Below are 16,369 nucleotides of genomic sequence, written 5' to 3' on the forward strand. Positions count from 1 at the left end.
GAGCTGATGGCCGGGCGGTCGCCCGGCGGGCCGCGGCACCTGCCGCACTTCGTCGACGGCGCGTACGTGCGCGGCGGGGAGACGTTCGCCAAGCACAGCCCGGTGACCGGCGCGCACCTGTTCGACGTGGCCGAGGCCGACGCCGGCACGGTGGACCTGGCGGTCGCGGCCGCCCGGCGGGCGCTGCGCGGCGAGTGGGGGCGGCTGGGCGAGCAGGGCCGGGCGGCGCTGCTGCGCCGGGTGGCCGACGAGCTGGAGCGGCGGTTCGCCGACCTGGTGACCGCGGAGGTCGCCGACACCGGCAAGTCGATCTCGCAGGCCCGGACGCTGGACATCCCGCGCGGCGCGGCGAACTTCCGCGCCTTCGCCGACATCGCGGCGACCGCGCCGACGGAGTCGTTCACCACGGTGACGGCGACCGGCGGGCGGGCGCTGAACTACGCGGTCCGCAAGCCGGTCGGCGTGATCGGGATCATCGTGCCGTGGAACCTGCCGCTGCTGCTGCTCACCTGGAAGGTGGCGCCGGCGCTGGCCTGCGGCAACGCGGTGGTGGTCAAGCCCAGCGAGGAGACGCCGTCCTCGGCGACGCTGCTGGCCGCGATCCTGCGCGACGCGGGCGTGCCGGACGGCGTGTTCAACGTCGTGCACGGCCACGGCCCGGGCGCGGCCGGCGAGTTCCTCACCACCCACCCGGGCGTGGACGCGATCACCTTCACCGGCGAGTCGGCGACCGGCTCGGCGATCATGCGGGCGGCGGCCGACGGGGTGAAGGCGGTGTCGTTCGAGCTGGGCGGCAAGAACGCCGGGCTGGTGTTCGCCGACGCCGACCTGGACGCGGCGGTGGCCGGGTCGGTGCGGTCGGCGTTCACCAACGGCGGGCAGGTGTGCCTGTGCACCGAGCGGCTGTACGTGCAGCGGCCGGTGTTCGAGGAGTTCACCGCGCGGCTGGCGAGGGCGGCCGCCGCGCTGCCGGCCGGCTGGCCGTCGGACGAGGCGACCGCCACGATGCCGCTGATCTCCCGGCAGCACCGGGAGAAGGTGCTCGGGTACTACGCGCTGGCCCGGGCCGAGGGGGCGAGCGTGCTGGCCGGCGGCGGGGTGCCGGGGTTCGGCGACGCCCGCGACGGCGGCGCGTACGTGCAGCCGACGGTGCTCACCGGGCTCGGCCCGGCGGCCCGGACCAACCGCGAGGAGATCTTCGGGCCGGTGGTGCACGTGGCGCCGTTCGACACCGAGGAGGAGGCGTTCGCGCTGGCCAACGACAGCCCGTACGGGCTGGCCGCGGCCGTGTGGACCGGCGACGTGGGCCGGGCGCACCGGGCCGGCGCCGCGCTGGACGCCGGGATCGTCTGGGTCAACACCTGGTTCCTGCGCGACCTGCGCACCCCGTTCGGCGGGGTGAAGGCGTCCGGGGTGGGCCGGGAGGGCGGCACGCACTCGCTGGACTTCTACAGCGAGCTGACCAACGTCTGCGTGGCGGTCGACCCCTGACCGGCGGGACGGTCCGGGCGGGTTTCGTGGGAAGCGGAGGAAGAGTGGGCGACAACGGGTTCGACGCCGACGGCGCGGTCGCGGCGCTGGACGGGGCGCGGCGCAGCGGGGTGCCGGTGCCGCCGCTGCGCGACCGGCTGATCCCGGCCGGGGACATCCCGGCGGCGTACCGGGTGCAGCGGGCGCAGGTGGACGCGTGGGTGGCCGCCGGCCGGCGGCCGGTCGGGGCGAAGATCGGCCTGACCGCGCCGGCCGTGCAGCGGGCGCTGGGCATCGCCGAGCCGGACTTCGGGGTGCTGTTCGCCGACATGGCCAGCGACGACGACGCCGTCATCGACGTGACCGCGCTGCTCCAGCCGCGGGTCGAGGCGGAGGTGGCGTTCGTGCTGGGCGCGGACCTGCCGTACGAGCGGGTGACCGCCGCGGACGTGGTCCGGGCGGTGGACTTCCTGCTGCCGGCCATCGAGGTGGTCGACTGCCGGGTCGCCGACTGGGACATCTCCATCGTGGACACCGTCGCCGACAACGCGGCCGCGGCCCGGTACGTGCTCGGCACCGCCCCGCGCCGGCTCGCCGACGTGGACCTGCGGCTGTGCGGGATGGTGCTGACCGACGCGGGCGAGCCGGTCTCGGTCGGCGCCGGCGCCGCCTGCCTGGGCAACCCGCTGAACGCGGTGGCCTGGCTGGCCGGTACGCAGGCCCGGTTCGGGGCGCCGCTGCGGGCCGGCGACCTGGTGCTGTCCGGGGCGCTCGGGCCGATGGCGCCGGTGCGGCCGGGCGCGGCGTACGAGGCGCGGATCTCCGGGCTCGGTTCGGTGCGCACCCGGTTCAGCGGGGCCGCCGCGTGAGCGCTGGGGTGGCGGTGATCGGGTCGGGCAACATCGGCACCGACCTGATGATCAAGGTGCTGCGGCTGTCGTCGGCGCTGCGGATGGTCGCGCTGGTCGGCATCGACGAGGAGTCCGACGGGCTGGCCCGGGCCCGGCGGCTGGGCGTGGCCACCACCGCCAAGGGCGTGGACGGGCTGGTGGCGATGCCGGAGTTCGCCGACGTGCGACTGGTGTTCGACGCCACGTCGGCGGGCGCGCACCGGCACAACGCCGCGGTGCTCGCCGGGCACGGCCGGATCGTCGTGGACCTCACCCCGGCGGCGATCGGCCCGTACGTGGTGCCGACGGTGAATCTCGACGCCCACCTCGACCGGGACAACGTGAACATGGTCACCTGCGGCGGCCAGGCCACGATCCCGATCGTCGCGGCCGTCGGCCGGGTGGCGCCGGTGGCGTACGGCGAGATCGTCGCCTCGATCGCCTCCCGCTCGGCCGGGCCGGGCACCCGGGCGAACATCGACGAGTTCACCGAGACCACCGCCCGGGCGATCGAGGCGGTCGGCGGCGCCGAGCGGGGCAAGGCGATCATCGTGCTGAACCCGGCCGAGCCGCCGCTGCTCATGCGGGACACCGTGCACTGCCTGGTGCCCGACCCGGCCGCCGACCGGGCGGCCATCGCGCAGTCGGTGGTGGACATGGTGGCGGAGGTGCAGCGGTACGTGCCGGGCTACCGGCTCAAGCAGGAGGTGCAGTTCGACGCGGTCGACGCGTACGTGCCGCAGCTCGGCCGGCACCTGGCCGGCCTCCAGGTGTCGGTGTTCCTGGAGGTCTCCGGGGCCGGGCACTACCTGCCGGCGTACGCCGGGAACCTGGACATCATGACCTCGGCCGCCCTGCGCACGGCCGAGAAGCTGGTGGAGGTGCGCGGATGAGCGGGACGCCCCGGCTGTACATCCAGGACGTGACCCTGCGCGACGGCATGCACGCCATCGCCCACCGGTACACCGTCGACGACGTGCGCCGGATCGCCACGGCGCTGGACGCCGCCGGGGTGGCGGCGATCGAGGTGGCGCACGGCGACGGCCTGGCCGGGTCCAGCGTCACGTACGGGCACGGCGCCGCCGCCGACGCCGACTGGATCGCCGCGGCCGCCGACGTGCTGACCCGGGCCCGGCTGACGACGCTGCTGCTGCCCGGCATCGGCACGATCGCCGACCTGCGGGCCGCCCGCGACCTGGGCGTGACCAGCGTCCGGATCGCCACCCACTGCACCGAGGCGGACATCGCCGCGCAGCACATCGCGTGGGCCCGGGACAACGGCATGGACGTGTCCGGGTTCCTGATGATGTCGCACATGTTCGATCCGGCCGGGCTGGCGGCGCAGGCCAAGCTGATGGAGTCGTACGGCGCCCACTGCGTGTACGTCACCGACTCCGGCGGCCGGCTGCTGATGTCGGACGTCGCCGAGCGGGTGGACGCGTACCGGCAGGTGCTCGACCCGGCCACCCAGATCGGCATCCACGCCCACCACAACCTGTCGCTGGGCGTGGCCAACTCGATCGTCGCCGTCGAGCACGGCACGACCCGGGTGGACGCGTCGCTGGCCGGGATGGGCGCGGGCGCCGGCAACGCCCCGCTGGAGGTGTTCGTCGCCAACGCCGAGCTGCTCGGCTGGACCCACGGCTGCGACGTGTTCGCGCTGATGGACGCCGCCGAGGACATCGTCCGCCCGCTGCAGGACCGGCCGGTGCGGGTCGACCGGGAGACGCTGTCGCTCGGGTACGCGGGGGTGTACTCCAGCTTCCTGCGGCACGCCGAGCGGGCCTCGGCCCGGTACGGCGTGGACGTGCGGGAGATCCTGCTGGAGCTGGGCCGCCGCCGGATGGTCGGCGGCCAGGAGGACATGATCGTGGACGTGGCGCTGGACCTCGCCGGCGCGAAGGAGGACGACCAGTGACCGACCCCGCGACCCTGGCCGCCAGGCTGGACGACGCCGCGCGCGGCGCCGCCGCGATCCCGCAGCTCACCCTGGACGTGCCGGGGCTGGACGAGGGCGCCGCGTACGCCGTCCAGGCCGCCCTGCTCGACCGGCGGCTGCGCCGCGGCGAGCGCGCCGTCGGGGTCAAGCTGGGCCTGACCAGCAGGGCCAAGATGGCCCAGGTCGGGGTGGACGAGGTGATCCGCGGCGGGCTGACCGACGCGATGCGGGTCGCCGACGGCGGCACCCTGGACGTCGGCGCGCACATCCACCCGCGGGTCGAGCCCGAGGTGGCGTTCCTGCTGGACGGCCCGACCGGCGAGTTCGCCACCGGGGTGCGGGCGGTCGCGCCGGCGCTGGAGGTGATCGACTCCCGGTACGCCGACTTCCGGTTCACCCTGCCGGACGTGATCGCCGACAACACCTCGGCGGCGGCGTTCGTGGTCGGCGAATGGCAGCCGGTCCCGGCCGGGCTGGACAACCTCGGCGTGCTGCTGGAGGTCGACGGCGAGGTCGCCGAGACCGGCTCGACCGCGGCGATCCTGGGCGACCCGCGGCGGGCGTACGCGGCGGCGGTCCGGCTGGCCGCGGCGCACGGGGTGGTGCTGGAGCCGGGCTGGATCCTGCTGGCCGGCGCGGCGACCGCGGCGGTGCCGCTGCGGCCGGGCGCGCACGTGCGGGCCGTGGTCGAGGGCCTGGGCACGGCGTCGCTGACCGCGGCGGGCCCGGCGTGACCGGGCTCGGCGCCGGGGCCCGGGTGGTGGCCGGGAAGGCCACGCCGCGCGGGGCGTTCCCGCACGTCAAGGTGGCCGGCGGGCTGATCTTCGTCTCCGGTACGTCCAGCCGCCGCGCCGACAACAGCATCGCCGGCGCGGCCGTGGACCCGTTCGGCACGACGACGCTGGACATCCGGGCGCAGACCCGGGCGGTGATCGAGAACATCCGGGACCTGCTCCGCGCCGCCGGGGCCGACCTGGCCGACCTGGTCCAGCTCACGACGTACCTGGTCAACATGAACGACTTCGGCGGCTACAACGAGGTCTACGCCGACTACTTCGACGCCACCGGCCCGACCCGGACCACCGTGGCCGTGCACCAGCTCCCCCACCCGCACCTGCTGATCGAGATCCAAGCCGTGGCCGTACTGCCGCAGGAGGCGCCGTGACCCAGCCCCACTCCGCCAGCCGGATCGACTTCGCCGACTGGCTCGCCGAGAACCGGCACCTGCTCAAGCCGCCGGTGGGCAACCGGCAGATCTTCACGTCCAGCGAGGACTTCGTGGTCATGGTGGTGGGCGGGCCGAACGCCCGCACCGACTACCACGTGGACCCGTACGAGGAGTGGTTCCACCAGGTCAAGGGCACCATGCACGTCAACCTGATGACGCCGGACGGGCCGGAGACGGTCACCATCGGCGAGGGCCAGATGTGGATGCTGCCGCGCAACGTCCCGCACTCGCCGCAGCGCCCCGAGCCGGGCTCGATTGGCCTGGTCATCGAGCGGGTCCGGCCGGAGGGCACGCTGGAGCGGTTCCAGTGGTACTGCGAGCGGTGCCACGCCCTCGTGCACGAGGTGGAGTTGCAGGTCCGGGACATCGTGGTCGACCTGCCGCCGATCTTCAGCGCCTTCTACGCCGACGAGGCCGCCCGCACCTGCGGCGCCTGCGGGGCGCTGCACCCGGGCAAGGGCTGATGCCGCCGGTCGTCGACGTCCACACCCACCTCGTCCCGAAGGGCTGGCCCGACCTCGCCGCCGCGTGCGGCGGCGGGGGTTGGCCGTGGCTGCGGATCGACTCCGAGCGGGAAGCCATGATCATGCTCCGGGACGCCGAGTGGCGCCCGGTCCGGTCGAGCGCCTGGGACCCGCCCACCCGGCTCGCCGACATGGCCGCCGACGGCGTGGACGTCCAGGTGGTCTCCCCCACCCCGCTGTTCTTCTCGTACGAGCGCCCGGCCGCGCAGGCGGCCGCCGTGTCCCGCATCTTCAACGACCTGACGCTGGCGGTCACCGCGACGGCGCCGGACCGGCTCGTGCCGTTCTGCCAGGTGCCGCTGCAGGACGCCGACGCCGCCTGCGCCGAGCTGGACCGCTGCCTCGCCGCCGGCCACGCCGGCGTGGAGATCGGCAACCACGTCGGCGACCGGGACCTCGACGACGCCGGCGTGGTGCAGTTCCTCCAGCACTGCGCGGCTGTCGGGGCGCCGGTGTTCGTACACCCGTGGGACATGCCGGAGAGCCCGCGGCTGGACCGCTGGATGGCCCGCTGGCTGACCGGCATGCCCGCCGAGACCCACCTGTCGATCCTGGCGATGATCCTCGGCGGCGTGTTCGACCGGGTACCGGAGTCGCTGCGGATCTGCTTCGCCCACGGCGGCGGCAGCTTCGCGTTCTGGGCCGGGCGGGCGGACAACGCCTGGCATCGCCGGGGCGACCTGGTCCGCGGGGCGTCGCAGCGGCCGCCGAGCGCGTACGCCGACCGGTTCCTGGTGGACTCGGTGGTGTTCGCGCCCGAGGCGCTGCGGCTGCTGGTCGCGACGATGGGGGTCGAGCGGGTGCTGCTGGGCAGCGACTACCCGTACCCGCTGGGCGAGCGGCCGGTGGGGGCGGTGGTCCGGGCGGCGGACTTCCTCACCGACGCCGACCGGTCGGCGCTGCTGGGCGGCAACGCCCTGCGCTTCCTCGGCCGCTGAGCCCGCCCGCCCCGCCGGCTCAGCGGCGGCGGGCCGCGTGCTCGGCGCGGGCCGGCGCCCCCACCCGGTGCAGGTGGCGCAGCGCCTCGCGGTACGAGGCGACGAGGCCGGTCTGTTCGTAGGACACGCCCAGTTCGGCGCAGTGCGCCCGCACGATCGGCTGGGCCCGGCGCAGGTTGGGGGTCGGCATGCCGGGGAACAGGTGGTGCTCGATCTGGTAGTTCAGGCCGCCCAGCGCCGCGTCGGTGAGCCGGCCGCTGCGGACGTTGCGCGAGGTGAGCACCTGCTTGCGCAGGTAGTCCTCGGTACCCGTCGGGTGCGGCATGCCCTTGTGGTTGGGCGCGAACGTCATGCCGAGGTAGACGCCGAACAGCGCCTGGTGCACGACCAGGAAGGCGAGGGCCTGCAGCGGCGACAGGACGATCAGCAGCGCCGCGAGGTAGCCGACGGCGTGCGCGACGAGCAGCGCGCTCTCCAGGCCGGGGCGCTTCACCGTGCCGCGGCGCAGCGCCTTGACGCTGGACAGCTTCAGGTCGACGGCGAGCAGGGTGAGCAGCGGGAAGAACAGGCCGGCCTGGTGCCGGGTGACGAAGCCCTTCAGCCCGCGCCGGCCGAGCGCCGACTCCGTCGCCCAGATGAGCACCTCCGGCGCGACGTCCGGGTCGAGGTCGTCGTGGTTGGGGTTGTTGTGGTGGCGGGTGTGCTTGTCCGTCCACCAGCCGTAGCTCATCCCGACGCCGAGGTTGCCGGCCAGCCGGCCGGCGAACGCGCCCGGGCGCTTGGTGCGGAACACCTGGCCGTGGGCGAGGTCGTGGGCCAGCAGCCCCACCTGGGTGAACGTGACGGCCAGGAACGCGGCCGTCAGGAGCTGCCACCAGGACGAGCCGATGAGGAAGAACGCGGTCCACCCGCCGAGCAGCATGAGCGTGACGACGCCGGCCCGGGCCAGGTAGTAGGCGGGGCGGCGGTCCATCAGCCCCTCGGCGCGGATCCGGCGGGCCAGCGTGGCGAAGTCGCTGCCGGTCGTCGGCGGCGCCGGCGTCAAGGTTGCGGTCATGCCCCCAGTACATCGACCGGGGCGTGCCCCGTCAGGAGTGCTGGGTCCAGCCGCCCGGGGGTGCTGGCACCACCATCGGACCGGCCGCGAACGGGCACAATATGGCGCATGGACAGGGCCGGGAGCGGCGCGCGGGCCGGCCGATGGGTCCGGCGCCGGGTTACCGCCGTGCTGGGCGGTCTCGCCGCCGCGGGGCTGGCGTTCACCAACCTTCCGCTGCTGGTCGTTTCGGTGGCGGCGCTCGCGCTGGCGCCGGTGCCGTTCCTGGGCCTCGCGCTGCTGCCGTGGACGATGACGCTGGTCCGGCTGCGCGCCGACCTCGAACGCCGGCGGGCGTCGCTGGCCGGCGTACCGGTGACCCGGCCGTACCACCCGCCGCCGGAGCGGGCGGTGGCCGGCGGGTGGCCGCGCTTCCGCTGGGTCGTGACCGACCCGGCCACCTGGCGGGACCTCGCCTGGCTCCTGCCCGGCGCGATCGTCGGCTTCGCCCTCGGCACGATCGCGGTGGCCGTGCCGCTGTACGGCGTCGCGGGGTTGACCCTGGCGCCGGTGTGGATCGCCCTCGGCACCGGCTGGTACGGCTACGGGGCGACCTGGTCGGCCGACCCGCCCGCCGCCGGCCTGCTCTGCGTGCCGCAGGGGGCGGCGATCCTCGCCGTCGGCCTGTGGGTGGCGCCGTGGCTGCGCCGCGTCGACGCCCACTTCGCGCGGCTGTTCCTGGCCCCCACCGAGGCGGCCGAGCTCCGGCTGCGCGTCGTCCAGTTGACGGTGACCCGGGCCGACACGGTGGACGCCCAGGCGGCCGAGCTGCGCCGCATCGAGCGCGACCTGCACGACGGCGTCCAGGCCCGGCTGGTGTCGCTGAGCATGACCATCGGCCTGGCCGACGAACTCATCGACCGGAGCCCGGCCGAGGCGCACCGGCTGCTCGCCGAGGCCCGCGAGTCCAGCGGCGCGGCCCTGGTCGAGCTGCGGCACCTCGTCCGCGGCATCCACCCGCCCGTGCTGGCCGAGCGGGGCCTCGGCGGGGCGATCCGCGCGCTGGCGCTCGGCCTGCCGATGCCGGTCGCGGTCGACATCGACCTGCCGGGCCGGCCCGACACCCCCGTGGAGTCGGCGGCGTACTTCGCCGTCGCCGAGGCGCTGGCCAACATGATCCGGCACAGCCGCGCCCGGTCCGGCTCCGTGCACGTACGGCACGCCGCGGGCGCGCTGACCCTCGTGGTCGCCGACGACGGCGCCGGCGGCGCCGACCCCTCGGCGGGCACCGGCCTGCGCGGCATCGAACGCCGGCTCGCCGCCTTCGATGGCACGATCGACCTGTCGAGCCCGCCCGGCGGGCCCACCGTCGTCACCATGGAGCTGCCGTGCGCGTTGTCATCGCCGAGGACCACGCCCTCCTCCGGGACGGGCTGATCCGGCTCCTGCGCGCGTTCGACTTCGACGTCGTGGCCGCCGTCGACAACGGGCCGGACCTGCTGCCCGCGCTGCTCACCCACGAGCCCCGGGTGGCCGTCATCGACGTCCGCCTGCCGCCGACGTTCACCGACGAGGGCCTGCAGGCCGCGCTGGCGGCCCGGCGGCGGCTGCCCGGCCTGCCGGTGCTCATGCTCTCCCAGCACGTGGAGCCGCTGTACGCCCGCGAGCTGCTCGGCACCCCGCACGGCGGGGTCGGCTACCTGCTCAAGGACCGGGTGTCCAACGTCAGCGAGTTCGTCGACGCCGTCCGCCGGGTCGCCGGCGGCGGCACCGCCATGGACCCGGAGGTGGTCTCGCAGCTCCTCGCCCGCCGGGAGCCGCTGGCGGTGCTCACCCCCCGGGAGCGGCAGGTGCTCGGCGAGATGGCCGAGGGCCGGTCCAACGCCGCCATCGCGGCCGCGCTGCGCATCACCGAGAAGGCGGTGAGCAAGCACATCAACAACATCCTGACGAAGCTGAACATGCCGCCGTCCGAGGACGACAACCGCCGGGTCCTCGCCGTCCTGGCCTACCTCAACAACACGTGAGGCGGCCCGGCTAGTGGGCGCGGTCGGCGTCCGCGGGCCGGCCGTCCGCCGTACCGGAGCGCGGCTGCGGCAGGTCGACCACCTCGGCGACCTTCGCCGCCACGTCGCCCGGCAGGTCCTCCGCCCGCCGGGCCTCGGCCTCCTGCTCCTGCTTGACCTCGACGCGGGCGGCCTGCCAGGCCGACCAGTGCCCGGAGACCAGCGCCCACAGGGACAGGGCGGAGACGTACGCGACGGAGTCGAGCCAGCCGGCGGCGAGGCTGATCGGGATCATGACGATCCAGAAGACCGTGAGCCAGCCGTTGATGCGGCGCATGAGGGCGGGATCGCCCTGGACGGCTGCCCACAGGGACTTGACGACGCTCACGGGGCTGGGTTCCCTTCGCCTGGCGCGGCGGGCGATCCAGCCGACTGGGTGCCATCGTTCAGCAGTGCGGGCGGCGCGGCAAGCCGCGACGGTGGCGGGGCCGGTGCGCCCAACGAATTGGCCGACCCCGCCGCCGGAACGCTACCGGCCGGTAGCCGGCGCCGGGTCGGCCATCCGGCCAGACTGCCGGCGCCGCGCGCGGCGGTCAGGGCGGGGGCGGGTCGTCGGGCGGCGGGGTGCGCGGGCGCCGGCGCTCCGTGGAGACGACCAGGGCCACGCCGAGGACGATGATCGCGCCGCCGGCCAGCACCCGCGGCCCCACCGGCTCGGCCAGCAGCAGGGCGCCCAGGGCGACCGCGACCGCGGGGTTCACGTACGCGTACGTGGCCACCAGGGACAGCGGGGCGTGGTGCAGCAGCCACACGTACGCCGTGAAGGCCAGCAGCGAGCCCGCCACCGTGAGGTAGGCCAGCGCGCCCCACGCCCGGCCGGACACCGCCGCCGGGTCGAAGCCGACCCCCTCGCCGGTGCCGAGGCCGAGCAGCAGCAGGCCCAGCCCGCCGAAGGCCATCTCGTACACCGTGGCGACGAACGGGTCCGCCGGCAGCGGCAGCCGCCCGGCGGCGAACGAGCCGGTTGACCAGCTCGCCGCGGCGACGAGGACGAGCAGCGCGCCGCCGAGCGGCGCGGCCGGCCCGCCGCCGGACGGCAGGACGAGCAGGACCAGGCCGCCGAAGCCGACCAGCACGCCGGTGACGGTGGCCGCCCGCGGGCGGTCGCCGGTCGCGGCGCGCAGGACCACGACCAGCAGGGGCACCACGGCGACGAGCAGGGCGGCGATGCCGGACGGCACGCCCATCGCCGGGGTCTCGGCGAGCACCACCAGGCCGTTGCCGCCGACCAGCAGCAGGACGCCGACCAGGGCGCAGGCGGCCAGCTCCCGCCCGCCGACCCGCAGCGCCCCGGCGCGGCGGGCGGCCAGGACGACGGCGAGGACGCCCGCGGCGCAGGCGAAGCGGGCGCCGGCGGACAGGAACGGGGGTACGTCCTCGACGACGACGCGGATGGCGAGGTAGGTCGAGCCCCAGACCACGTACACGGTGGCGAGCGCCGCCCACACCGCGCCCGCCCCGGGGGCGCGGCCGGTCCCGGTGGTGGCGGTGGGGGTGGTCACCGGCCCACGGTACGACACCGGCCGGAGCCGATGATCGACGCCCGCCCCGCGCCGGACCCGCGGCGGCGCCCGACCCCATGCCGGCCCCGGGAATGGGGGCGGTGGGTCGATCCGGGGGGAGTGGGTCAGGCGGCGGCGAGGGTGTAGCCGGCCTCGTCGATCGCGGCCGCCACGGCCGCCGGGTCCAGCGGCGCGGCGCTGGTGACGGTGACCGCGCCGGTGGGCAGGTCCACGTCGACGGCGCGGACGCCGCCCAGCGCGGTCAGCTCGGCGCTCACCGCGGACACGCAGTGCCCGCAGGTCATGCCCTGGACGGTGTAGGTACGGGTCGCATCAGCCACTCCCTCATCCTAGCCCGTACCCCTGGGGGGTACCAGGGCCCGGTCGGCGGCGGATGCGGGGGCACGGGCATAAGCGTCTTGATCCGAAATATCGGCTCGAATCCGGCGCCACGATCGGGGTCGGTCGTTAAGCGGAGTGTGGCCGACCGATCGTCCGTGACGAAGCTCATGCGGACCCTGCTCACCGAGGCGGGGCGCCGGGACCCGTACCCGGTGTACGAGCGGCTGCGCGCGCTCGGCCCGGTGCTGGCCATGCCCGGCGGGCGGCTGACCACCTCGTACGCGGTCTGCGCGGGGATCCTGCGCGACCCGGCCTGGCACACCCTCGACGCCGCCTGGCGGGACGCGCACGAGCCCGGCTGGCGGGCCGACGCGGGCCGGGTCGGGCTCAGCCGCACCCTGCTGTCGCTCAACGGCGACGCGCACGCCCTGGCCCGCCGGCACTGCGCCACGCTGATCGCCCCGCACGCCGGGGACGCGACCCGGGCGCTCGTCGCGGACATCGTCGACGAGCACGTCGACCGGATCGCCCGGCAGACCCGCGGCGGCGGGGTCGCCGACGCCGCGGCGGTCCTGGGCGCCGACCTGCCGATCGCGGTGGCCTGCGCGGTGCTCGGGCTCCCCCGCCGGGACGCGCCCGCCGTCGGGGCGGTCGCGGCCGGCATCGCCGGGTCGTTCGGGCCCGCCGGGGCGGCCACCGACCGGCGGGCGGCCCGGGCGCTGCGGGACTGGCGGGCGTACTGGGACGAGCTGGTCCGCGGGGCCCGCCGGGTACCCGGCGGGGCGGTCGGGCGGCTGTGCGACACCGTCGACCCGGCGCTGGCGGAGCACCTGCCGTACCTGGTGGCGTTCTTCGCCGGCGCCGCGTACGAGACGACCGCGGGCCTGCTGCCGGAGGCCGTGCTCGCGCTGCACCGCAACCCGGACGCCGCGGCGCGGCTGGCCGCCCGGCCGGAGCGCATCCCGGACGCGGTCGAGGAGCTGGCCCGGCTGGTCACGCCGGCCCAGTTCACCCAGCGGTACCCGACCCGGGACGCCGAGGTGGCCGGCGTGCGGTTCCGGGCCGGGCAGCCGGTCCGGCTGGTGCTCGCCGCGGCCAACCGGGACCCGGACGTCTTCGACGCCCCGGCGGTGTTCCGGCCGGGGCGGCCGGGCCGGCACCTGGCCTTCAGCGCCGGCCCGCACTACTGCCAGGGCGCGGGCCTGGCCCGGCACGAGTGCGCGCTGCTCATCGCCGCGCTGCTCGACCGGCTGCCGGACCTGTGCCCGGTGGACGGCGGCCGGTACGGCGGCGACATCGCGTTCCGCCGGCTGCGCGCGCTGCCGGTGCGCCGCGCGCCGGTCCCGCGGCAGGCGCCGCGCCCCGTCCGCACCGTCGAGGCCAGGGAGGCCCTGCGATGATCACCGTTCCCGACCGCGTCGCCGTCACGGCCGCCGCGGCGTACCTGCCCGAGCGGGTGCTCAGCGACGCCGACGTGGTGGCCCGGATCGACGGCTCCGCCCCGCTCGCCGGCACGATCGCCCGGGCGACCGGGGTGACCGGCCGGCACGTCGCCGCGCCCGACCAGCAGGCGTCCGACCTGGCCGTGGCCGCCGCGACGAAGCTGCTCGCCGACCGCGGGCTGGCGCCGGCCGACCTGGACCTGCTGATCTTCGCCTCGGCGTCGCAGGACCTGATCGAGCCGGCCACCGCGCACATCACCGCGCACAAGCTCGGCGCGCGCTGCCCGGTGTTCGACCTGAAGAACGCCTGCAACAGCTGGCTCAACGGGGTCGAGGTCGCGGCGGCGCTGGTCGGCGACGGCCGGTACCGGCGGGTGCTCGTCTGCACCGGCGAGGTGCCCAGCCGCACGGTCTCCTGGACGGTGCCGGACCGGGCCGCGTTCACCGCCCAGTGCGCGGCGTTCACGCTGTCCGACGCGGGCGGGGCGGCGCTCGTCGAGCCGGTCGCGGGCGGGGGCATCCGGTACCGGGCGTTCGCCGCCGACTCGACCGCCTGGGACCGGGCGACGATCCGCGCGGGCGGCACGATGCACGGCCTCGACCCGGCGTACGCGCACTTCCGCGGGGACGGCCGGGCGCTCAAGGAGGCGTGCGAGCGGCTCGCCTACGCGGCGTTCACCGAGGCGCTCGCCCGCACCGACACCCGCTGGGACGACTACGCCGCGATCTGCGTGCACGTCGCCGCGGTGCCGCACCTGTACGAGATGTGCGAGCGGGCCGGCATCCCCACCGACCGGCTCGTCCCGACGCTCGCCGGCCACGGCAACACCGCGTCGGCGACGCTGCCGCTGCAACTCTCGCTCGCCCTCGACCGGGGCCAGTGCGGGCCCGGCGACCGGGTCGCGCTGATCGGGCTCGCGTCCGGCATCAGCCTCGGGATCATGCTCCAGGAGCTGCCGTGAGGCTCTGGGTCGTCGTACCGGCGCACAACGAGGCCGCCACGATCGGCGCGACGCTGGCCGCGCTCGCCGCGCAGTGGGTGCCGCCGGCCGGGATCGTGGTGGTGGACAACGCCAGCACCGACGGGACCGCCGCCGCCGTCCGGGGCAGCGGCGTCGCCGCGCACCTGGTCGCCGAGGCCGAGCGCGGGGCGGGGCGGGCGGCGGACACCGGCTGCCGCTACGCCATCGCCCGCGGCGCCACCCACCTGGCCCGGACCGACGCCGACTGCCTGCCGGACCGGGACTGGACCATGGCGATCGCCGCCGGGTTCGCCGCCGGGTACGGGTTCCTGGCCGGGCGGCTGTACCCGCGCACCGACGACGGGCCGGTGCCGCTGTCGCAGCGGGCGCTGCTCGGGCCGGTGCAGTCGGCGTTCCACCACCTCGGGCGGCTGCGCCCGGACAACCGGGGCCGCGCGTACCGCGGGCCGTACGTGCTCGCCGCCGGCGCGAACCTCGCCATCACCGCCGAGCTGTACGAGCGGTCCGGCGGGTTTCCGCGGGCGGACTTCTCGGCCGGGTTCGAGGACCGGGCGCTGGCCAACCGGGTGCGCGCGGTCACCGACCGGTACGCCCGGCGGCCGGACATGCGGGTGCGCTGGTCGATGCGCCGGGTCCGGGAGCAGGGGTGGCCGGCGACGATCGCCTGGTACACGGCGCGCCGCCCGACCGGCCCGGCCGACGTCCGCGAACCCGCCCGGGCGGGCGCCGACCGCCCCTGAACCGCCGCGCGGGCCGGGGCGCGCCCGGCCCGCGCGCAGCCGGGCGCCACCCGCTCGACCGCCCGCGGAGGCTGGGCCGCGACCTGCGCGCGGCGGGGCGCGACCCCTGCTCGACCACCCGCGGAGGGGGCCGGGGCCCGGTCCGCGGGTGGTCGGGCGGCACTCGGCGCGATTGTCGGGGTTCGATGTTGCCGCGGCTGGTTACCGTGGGTGGAGCAGCGGTGATCGACACCGCGCCGACACCCGAGGGGAGCCAGCGCGATGATGACCACGACCCGACCGCGCCTCGTCCGCCCGCGCCACCACCGCATGATCGCCGGGGTGTGCGCCGGCCTGGCCGAGCGGTTCGGCCTGTCCCGGACGACCGTGCGGATCCTGTTCGTCCTGTCCTGCCTGCTGCCCGGCCCGCAGTTCCTGGTCTACCTCGCGATGTGGATCATCGTGCCGAGCGCCTGACGGAGCGGCGGGGACGGCGTCAGCCCATGGACTTGGCGCCGTCGATCGTCTCCCGGACGATGTCGGCGTGGCCCGCGTGCTGCGCCGTCTCGGCGACGATGTGGGCCACGACCCGCCGGGCCGACCACGTGGTGCCCGGCGGGAACCACGGCGCCTCCGGCAGGGGGTGGGCGGCGTCGAGGTCCGGCAGCGTGCGGACGAGGTCGTCGGTGCGCGCGGCGACCTTCTCGTACTCGGCGAGCACGTCGGCGAGCGTCTCGCCGTCGAGCAGGCGGAAGCCGTCGGCGTGCCGGCGCCCGGCGTCGGGGTCCGTCCAGGACGGCATGGCCGACGGGCCGTCCACGATGAAGTTCGCCCAGTTCTCCTCGACCTGCGCCACGTGCTTGATCAGCCCGCCGACGCTCAGCTCGCTGGCCGAGGGAGCGGAGCCGGCCTGGGCGTCGGTCAGCTCGCGGGACGGGTGGCGCAGGAAGTAGCGGGCCTTGGCCAGCGCGTCGAGCAGGTCGGTGCGCTCGCGGGCGAGCCCGTCGCTGGGGTCGGCGTGCGGAATGGGCGCGGTCATCGGCTGCCTCGTCTCTCGGTCGGCGGTCTTCGCGGTACGGCGGTACCCGGTGTCCCGACGCGTTCGGGTCCGGGGGTGCGGCGCTCCGCGGGCCCCGAGCGCATCGGGGCGCAGGGGCGCGCCGCGGCGGCGTTGCGCCGTCCCCCGGACGCTACCGCCGACCCCCGACATTCCCCGCCCACCCGCGGAATCGCGCCGCGGCGATCGCCGGAACAGCAGGCGAATCCCGGGCGGCGACCGGCGGAATCGCA

Annotated in this window: 19 protein-coding genes; 14 read left to right on the plus strand and 5 right to left on the minus strand. The window is 76.1% G+C overall.

Going from position 1 to position 16,369, the window contains the following annotated elements; all coding sequences use genetic code 11:
• Positions 1-6: 6 nt before the first annotated feature.
• Genes IEY94_RS17625 through IEY94_RS17660 form a run of 8 tightly spaced genes read left to right on the plus strand, consistent with a single transcriptional unit; the run spans position 7 to position 6,989 of the window.
• Entirely contained in the window at positions 7-1,491 is a 1,485-nt protein-coding gene (locus IEY94_RS17625; protein ID WP_189171428.1) for a 2-hydroxymuconic semialdehyde dehydrogenase, read from the plus strand.
• Between the two features lie 44 nt (positions 1,492-1,535).
• Complete coding sequence (locus IEY94_RS17630; protein ID WP_229784215.1) at positions 1,536-2,339, plus strand: 2-keto-4-pentenoate hydratase; 804 nt, start codon at positions 1,536-1,538, stop codon at positions 2,337-2,339.
• Positions 2,336-3,253, plus strand: a complete 918-nt coding sequence (locus IEY94_RS17635; RefSeq protein WP_189171311.1) for an acetaldehyde dehydrogenase (acetylating) — start codon at positions 2,336-2,338, stop codon at positions 3,251-3,253. Before IEY94_RS17630 ends, IEY94_RS17635 begins: the two co-directional genes overlap by 4 nt.
• Positions 3,250-4,278: a 4-hydroxy-2-oxovalerate aldolase gene (dmpG, locus tag IEY94_RS17640; protein ID WP_189171312.1), complete on the plus strand. Its 1,029-nt coding sequence runs from the start codon at positions 3,250-3,252 to the stop codon at positions 4,276-4,278. The genes IEY94_RS17635 and dmpG overlap by 4 nt, the downstream gene beginning before the upstream one ends.
• Positions 4,275-5,033 (plus strand): 2-keto-4-pentenoate hydratase, encoded by a 759-nt coding sequence (locus tag IEY94_RS17645; protein ID WP_189171313.1) that lies wholly within the window; start codon positions 4,275-4,277, stop codon positions 5,031-5,033. The genes dmpG and IEY94_RS17645 overlap by 4 nt, the downstream gene beginning before the upstream one ends.
• Positions 5,030-5,464: a RidA family protein gene (locus tag IEY94_RS17650; protein WP_189171314.1), complete on the plus strand. Its 435-nt coding sequence runs from the start codon at positions 5,030-5,032 to the stop codon at positions 5,462-5,464. The genes IEY94_RS17645 and IEY94_RS17650 overlap by 4 nt, the downstream gene beginning before the upstream one ends.
• Positions 5,461-5,991: a 3-hydroxyanthranilate 3,4-dioxygenase gene (locus IEY94_RS17655; protein ID WP_229784216.1), complete on the plus strand. Its 531-nt coding sequence runs from the start codon at positions 5,461-5,463 to the stop codon at positions 5,989-5,991. The genes IEY94_RS17650 and IEY94_RS17655 overlap by 4 nt, the downstream gene beginning before the upstream one ends.
• Positions 5,988-6,989 carry an amidohydrolase family protein gene (locus IEY94_RS17660; protein WP_189171431.1) on the plus strand — a complete coding sequence of 334 codons (1,002 nt, stop codon included), beginning with the start codon at positions 5,988-5,990 and terminating at the stop codon, positions 6,987-6,989. The genes IEY94_RS17655 and IEY94_RS17660 overlap by 4 nt, the downstream gene beginning before the upstream one ends.
• Positions 6,990-7,008: 19 nt before the next feature.
• Here IEY94_RS17660 and IEY94_RS17665 read toward each other — a convergent pair whose 3' ends face one another.
• The gene (locus IEY94_RS17665) at positions 7,009-8,046 is read right to left on the minus strand and encodes a fatty acid desaturase family protein (RefSeq protein WP_189171315.1); all 1,038 of its coding nucleotides are present in this window, start codon (positions 8,044-8,046) and stop codon (positions 7,009-7,011) included.
• Positions 8,047-8,154: 108 nt separating this feature from the next.
• Here IEY94_RS17665 and IEY94_RS17670 point away from each other — a divergent pair, with 108 nt between their 5' ends.
• Positions 8,155-9,462, plus strand: coding sequence for a sensor histidine kinase (locus tag IEY94_RS17670; RefSeq protein WP_189171316.1), 1,308 nt, complete (start codon positions 8,155-8,157; stop codon positions 9,460-9,462).
• Positions 9,414-10,052, plus strand: coding sequence for a LuxR C-terminal-related transcriptional regulator (locus IEY94_RS17675; RefSeq protein ID WP_189171317.1), 639 nt, complete (start codon positions 9,414-9,416; stop codon positions 10,050-10,052). Before IEY94_RS17670 ends, IEY94_RS17675 begins: the two co-directional genes overlap by 49 nt.
• A gap of 10 nt (positions 10,053-10,062) precedes the next feature.
• On the opposite strand, the gene IEY94_RS17680 is transcribed toward IEY94_RS17675, so the two are convergent.
• From IEY94_RS17680 to IEY94_RS17690, 3 genes are all read right to left on the minus strand, one after another.
• Positions 10,063-10,419 (minus strand): hypothetical protein, encoded by a 357-nt coding sequence (locus IEY94_RS17680; RefSeq protein ID WP_189171318.1) that lies wholly within the window; start codon positions 10,417-10,419, stop codon positions 10,063-10,065.
• Between the two features lie 205 nt (positions 10,420-10,624).
• Complete coding sequence (locus tag IEY94_RS17685) at positions 10,625-11,593, minus strand: EamA family transporter (protein WP_229784217.1); 969 nt, start codon at positions 11,591-11,593, stop codon at positions 10,625-10,627.
• Positions 11,594-11,718: 125 nt separating this feature from the next.
• Positions 11,719-11,934: a heavy-metal-associated domain-containing protein gene (locus tag IEY94_RS17690; protein WP_268244857.1), complete on the minus strand. Its 216-nt coding sequence runs from the start codon at positions 11,932-11,934 to the stop codon at positions 11,719-11,721.
• Between the two features lie 156 nt (positions 11,935-12,090).
• Between IEY94_RS17690 and IEY94_RS17695 the strand changes: the two genes are divergently transcribed.
• From IEY94_RS17695 to IEY94_RS17710, 4 genes are all read left to right on the plus strand, one after another.
• Complete coding sequence (locus tag IEY94_RS17695; RefSeq protein ID WP_189171319.1) at positions 12,091-13,335, plus strand: cytochrome P450; 1,245 nt, start codon at positions 12,091-12,093, stop codon at positions 13,333-13,335.
• On the plus strand, positions 13,332-14,339 hold the full coding sequence (locus IEY94_RS17700) for a 3-oxoacyl-ACP synthase III family protein (protein WP_189171320.1): 1,008 nt from the start codon (positions 13,332-13,334) through the stop codon (positions 14,337-14,339). Before IEY94_RS17695 ends, IEY94_RS17700 begins: the two co-directional genes overlap by 4 nt.
• The gene (locus IEY94_RS17705; protein WP_189171321.1) at positions 14,336-15,100 is read left to right on the plus strand and encodes a glycosyltransferase family 2 protein; all 765 of its coding nucleotides are present in this window, start codon (positions 14,336-14,338) and stop codon (positions 15,098-15,100) included. The genes IEY94_RS17700 and IEY94_RS17705 overlap by 4 nt, the downstream gene beginning before the upstream one ends.
• 264 nt (positions 15,101-15,364) lie before the next feature.
• Positions 15,365-15,556, plus strand: a complete 192-nt coding sequence (locus tag IEY94_RS17710; RefSeq protein ID WP_189171322.1) for a PspC domain-containing protein — start codon at positions 15,365-15,367, stop codon at positions 15,554-15,556.
• 19 nt (positions 15,557-15,575) lie between these two features.
• Here IEY94_RS17710 and IEY94_RS17715 read toward each other — a convergent pair whose 3' ends face one another.
• Positions 15,576-16,118: a DinB family protein gene (locus IEY94_RS17715; RefSeq protein ID WP_189171323.1), complete on the minus strand. Its 543-nt coding sequence runs from the start codon at positions 16,116-16,118 to the stop codon at positions 15,576-15,578.
• Between the last annotated feature and the right edge of the window lie 251 nt (positions 16,119-16,369).

Source organism: Pilimelia anulata (genome assembly GCF_014647895.1).
In the GTDB taxonomy this organism is placed as follows: Bacteria; Actinomycetota; Actinomycetes; order Mycobacteriales; family Micromonosporaceae; genus Pilimelia; species Pilimelia anulata.

Bases quoted from the DNA above. Each gene is read 5' to 3' on its own strand.
- IEY94_RS17625 (WP_189171428.1), top strand. From the start codon at position 7: ATGGCCGGGCGGTCGCCCGGCGGGCCGCGGCACCTGCCGCACTTCGTC.
- dmpG (WP_189171312.1), top strand. From the start codon at position 3,250: ATGAGCGGGACGCCCCGGCTGTACATCCAGGACGTGACCCTGCGCGAC.
- IEY94_RS17665 (WP_189171315.1), bottom strand. From the start codon at position 8,046: ATGACCGCAACCTTGACGCCGGCGCCGCCGACGACCGGCAGCGACTTC.
- IEY94_RS17670 (WP_189171316.1), top strand. From the start codon at position 8,155: ATGGACAGGGCCGGGAGCGGCGCGCGGGCCGGCCGATGGGTCCGGCGC.
- IEY94_RS17700 (WP_189171320.1), top strand. From the start codon at position 13,332: ATGATCACCGTTCCCGACCGCGTCGCCGTCACGGCCGCCGCGGCGTAC.
- IEY94_RS17710 (WP_189171322.1), top strand. From the start codon at position 15,365: ATGACCACGACCCGACCGCGCCTCGTCCGCCCGCGCCACCACCGCATG.
- IEY94_RS17715 (WP_189171323.1), bottom strand. From the start codon at position 16,118: ATGACCGCGCCCATTCCGCACGCCGACCCCAGCGACGGGCTCGCCCGC.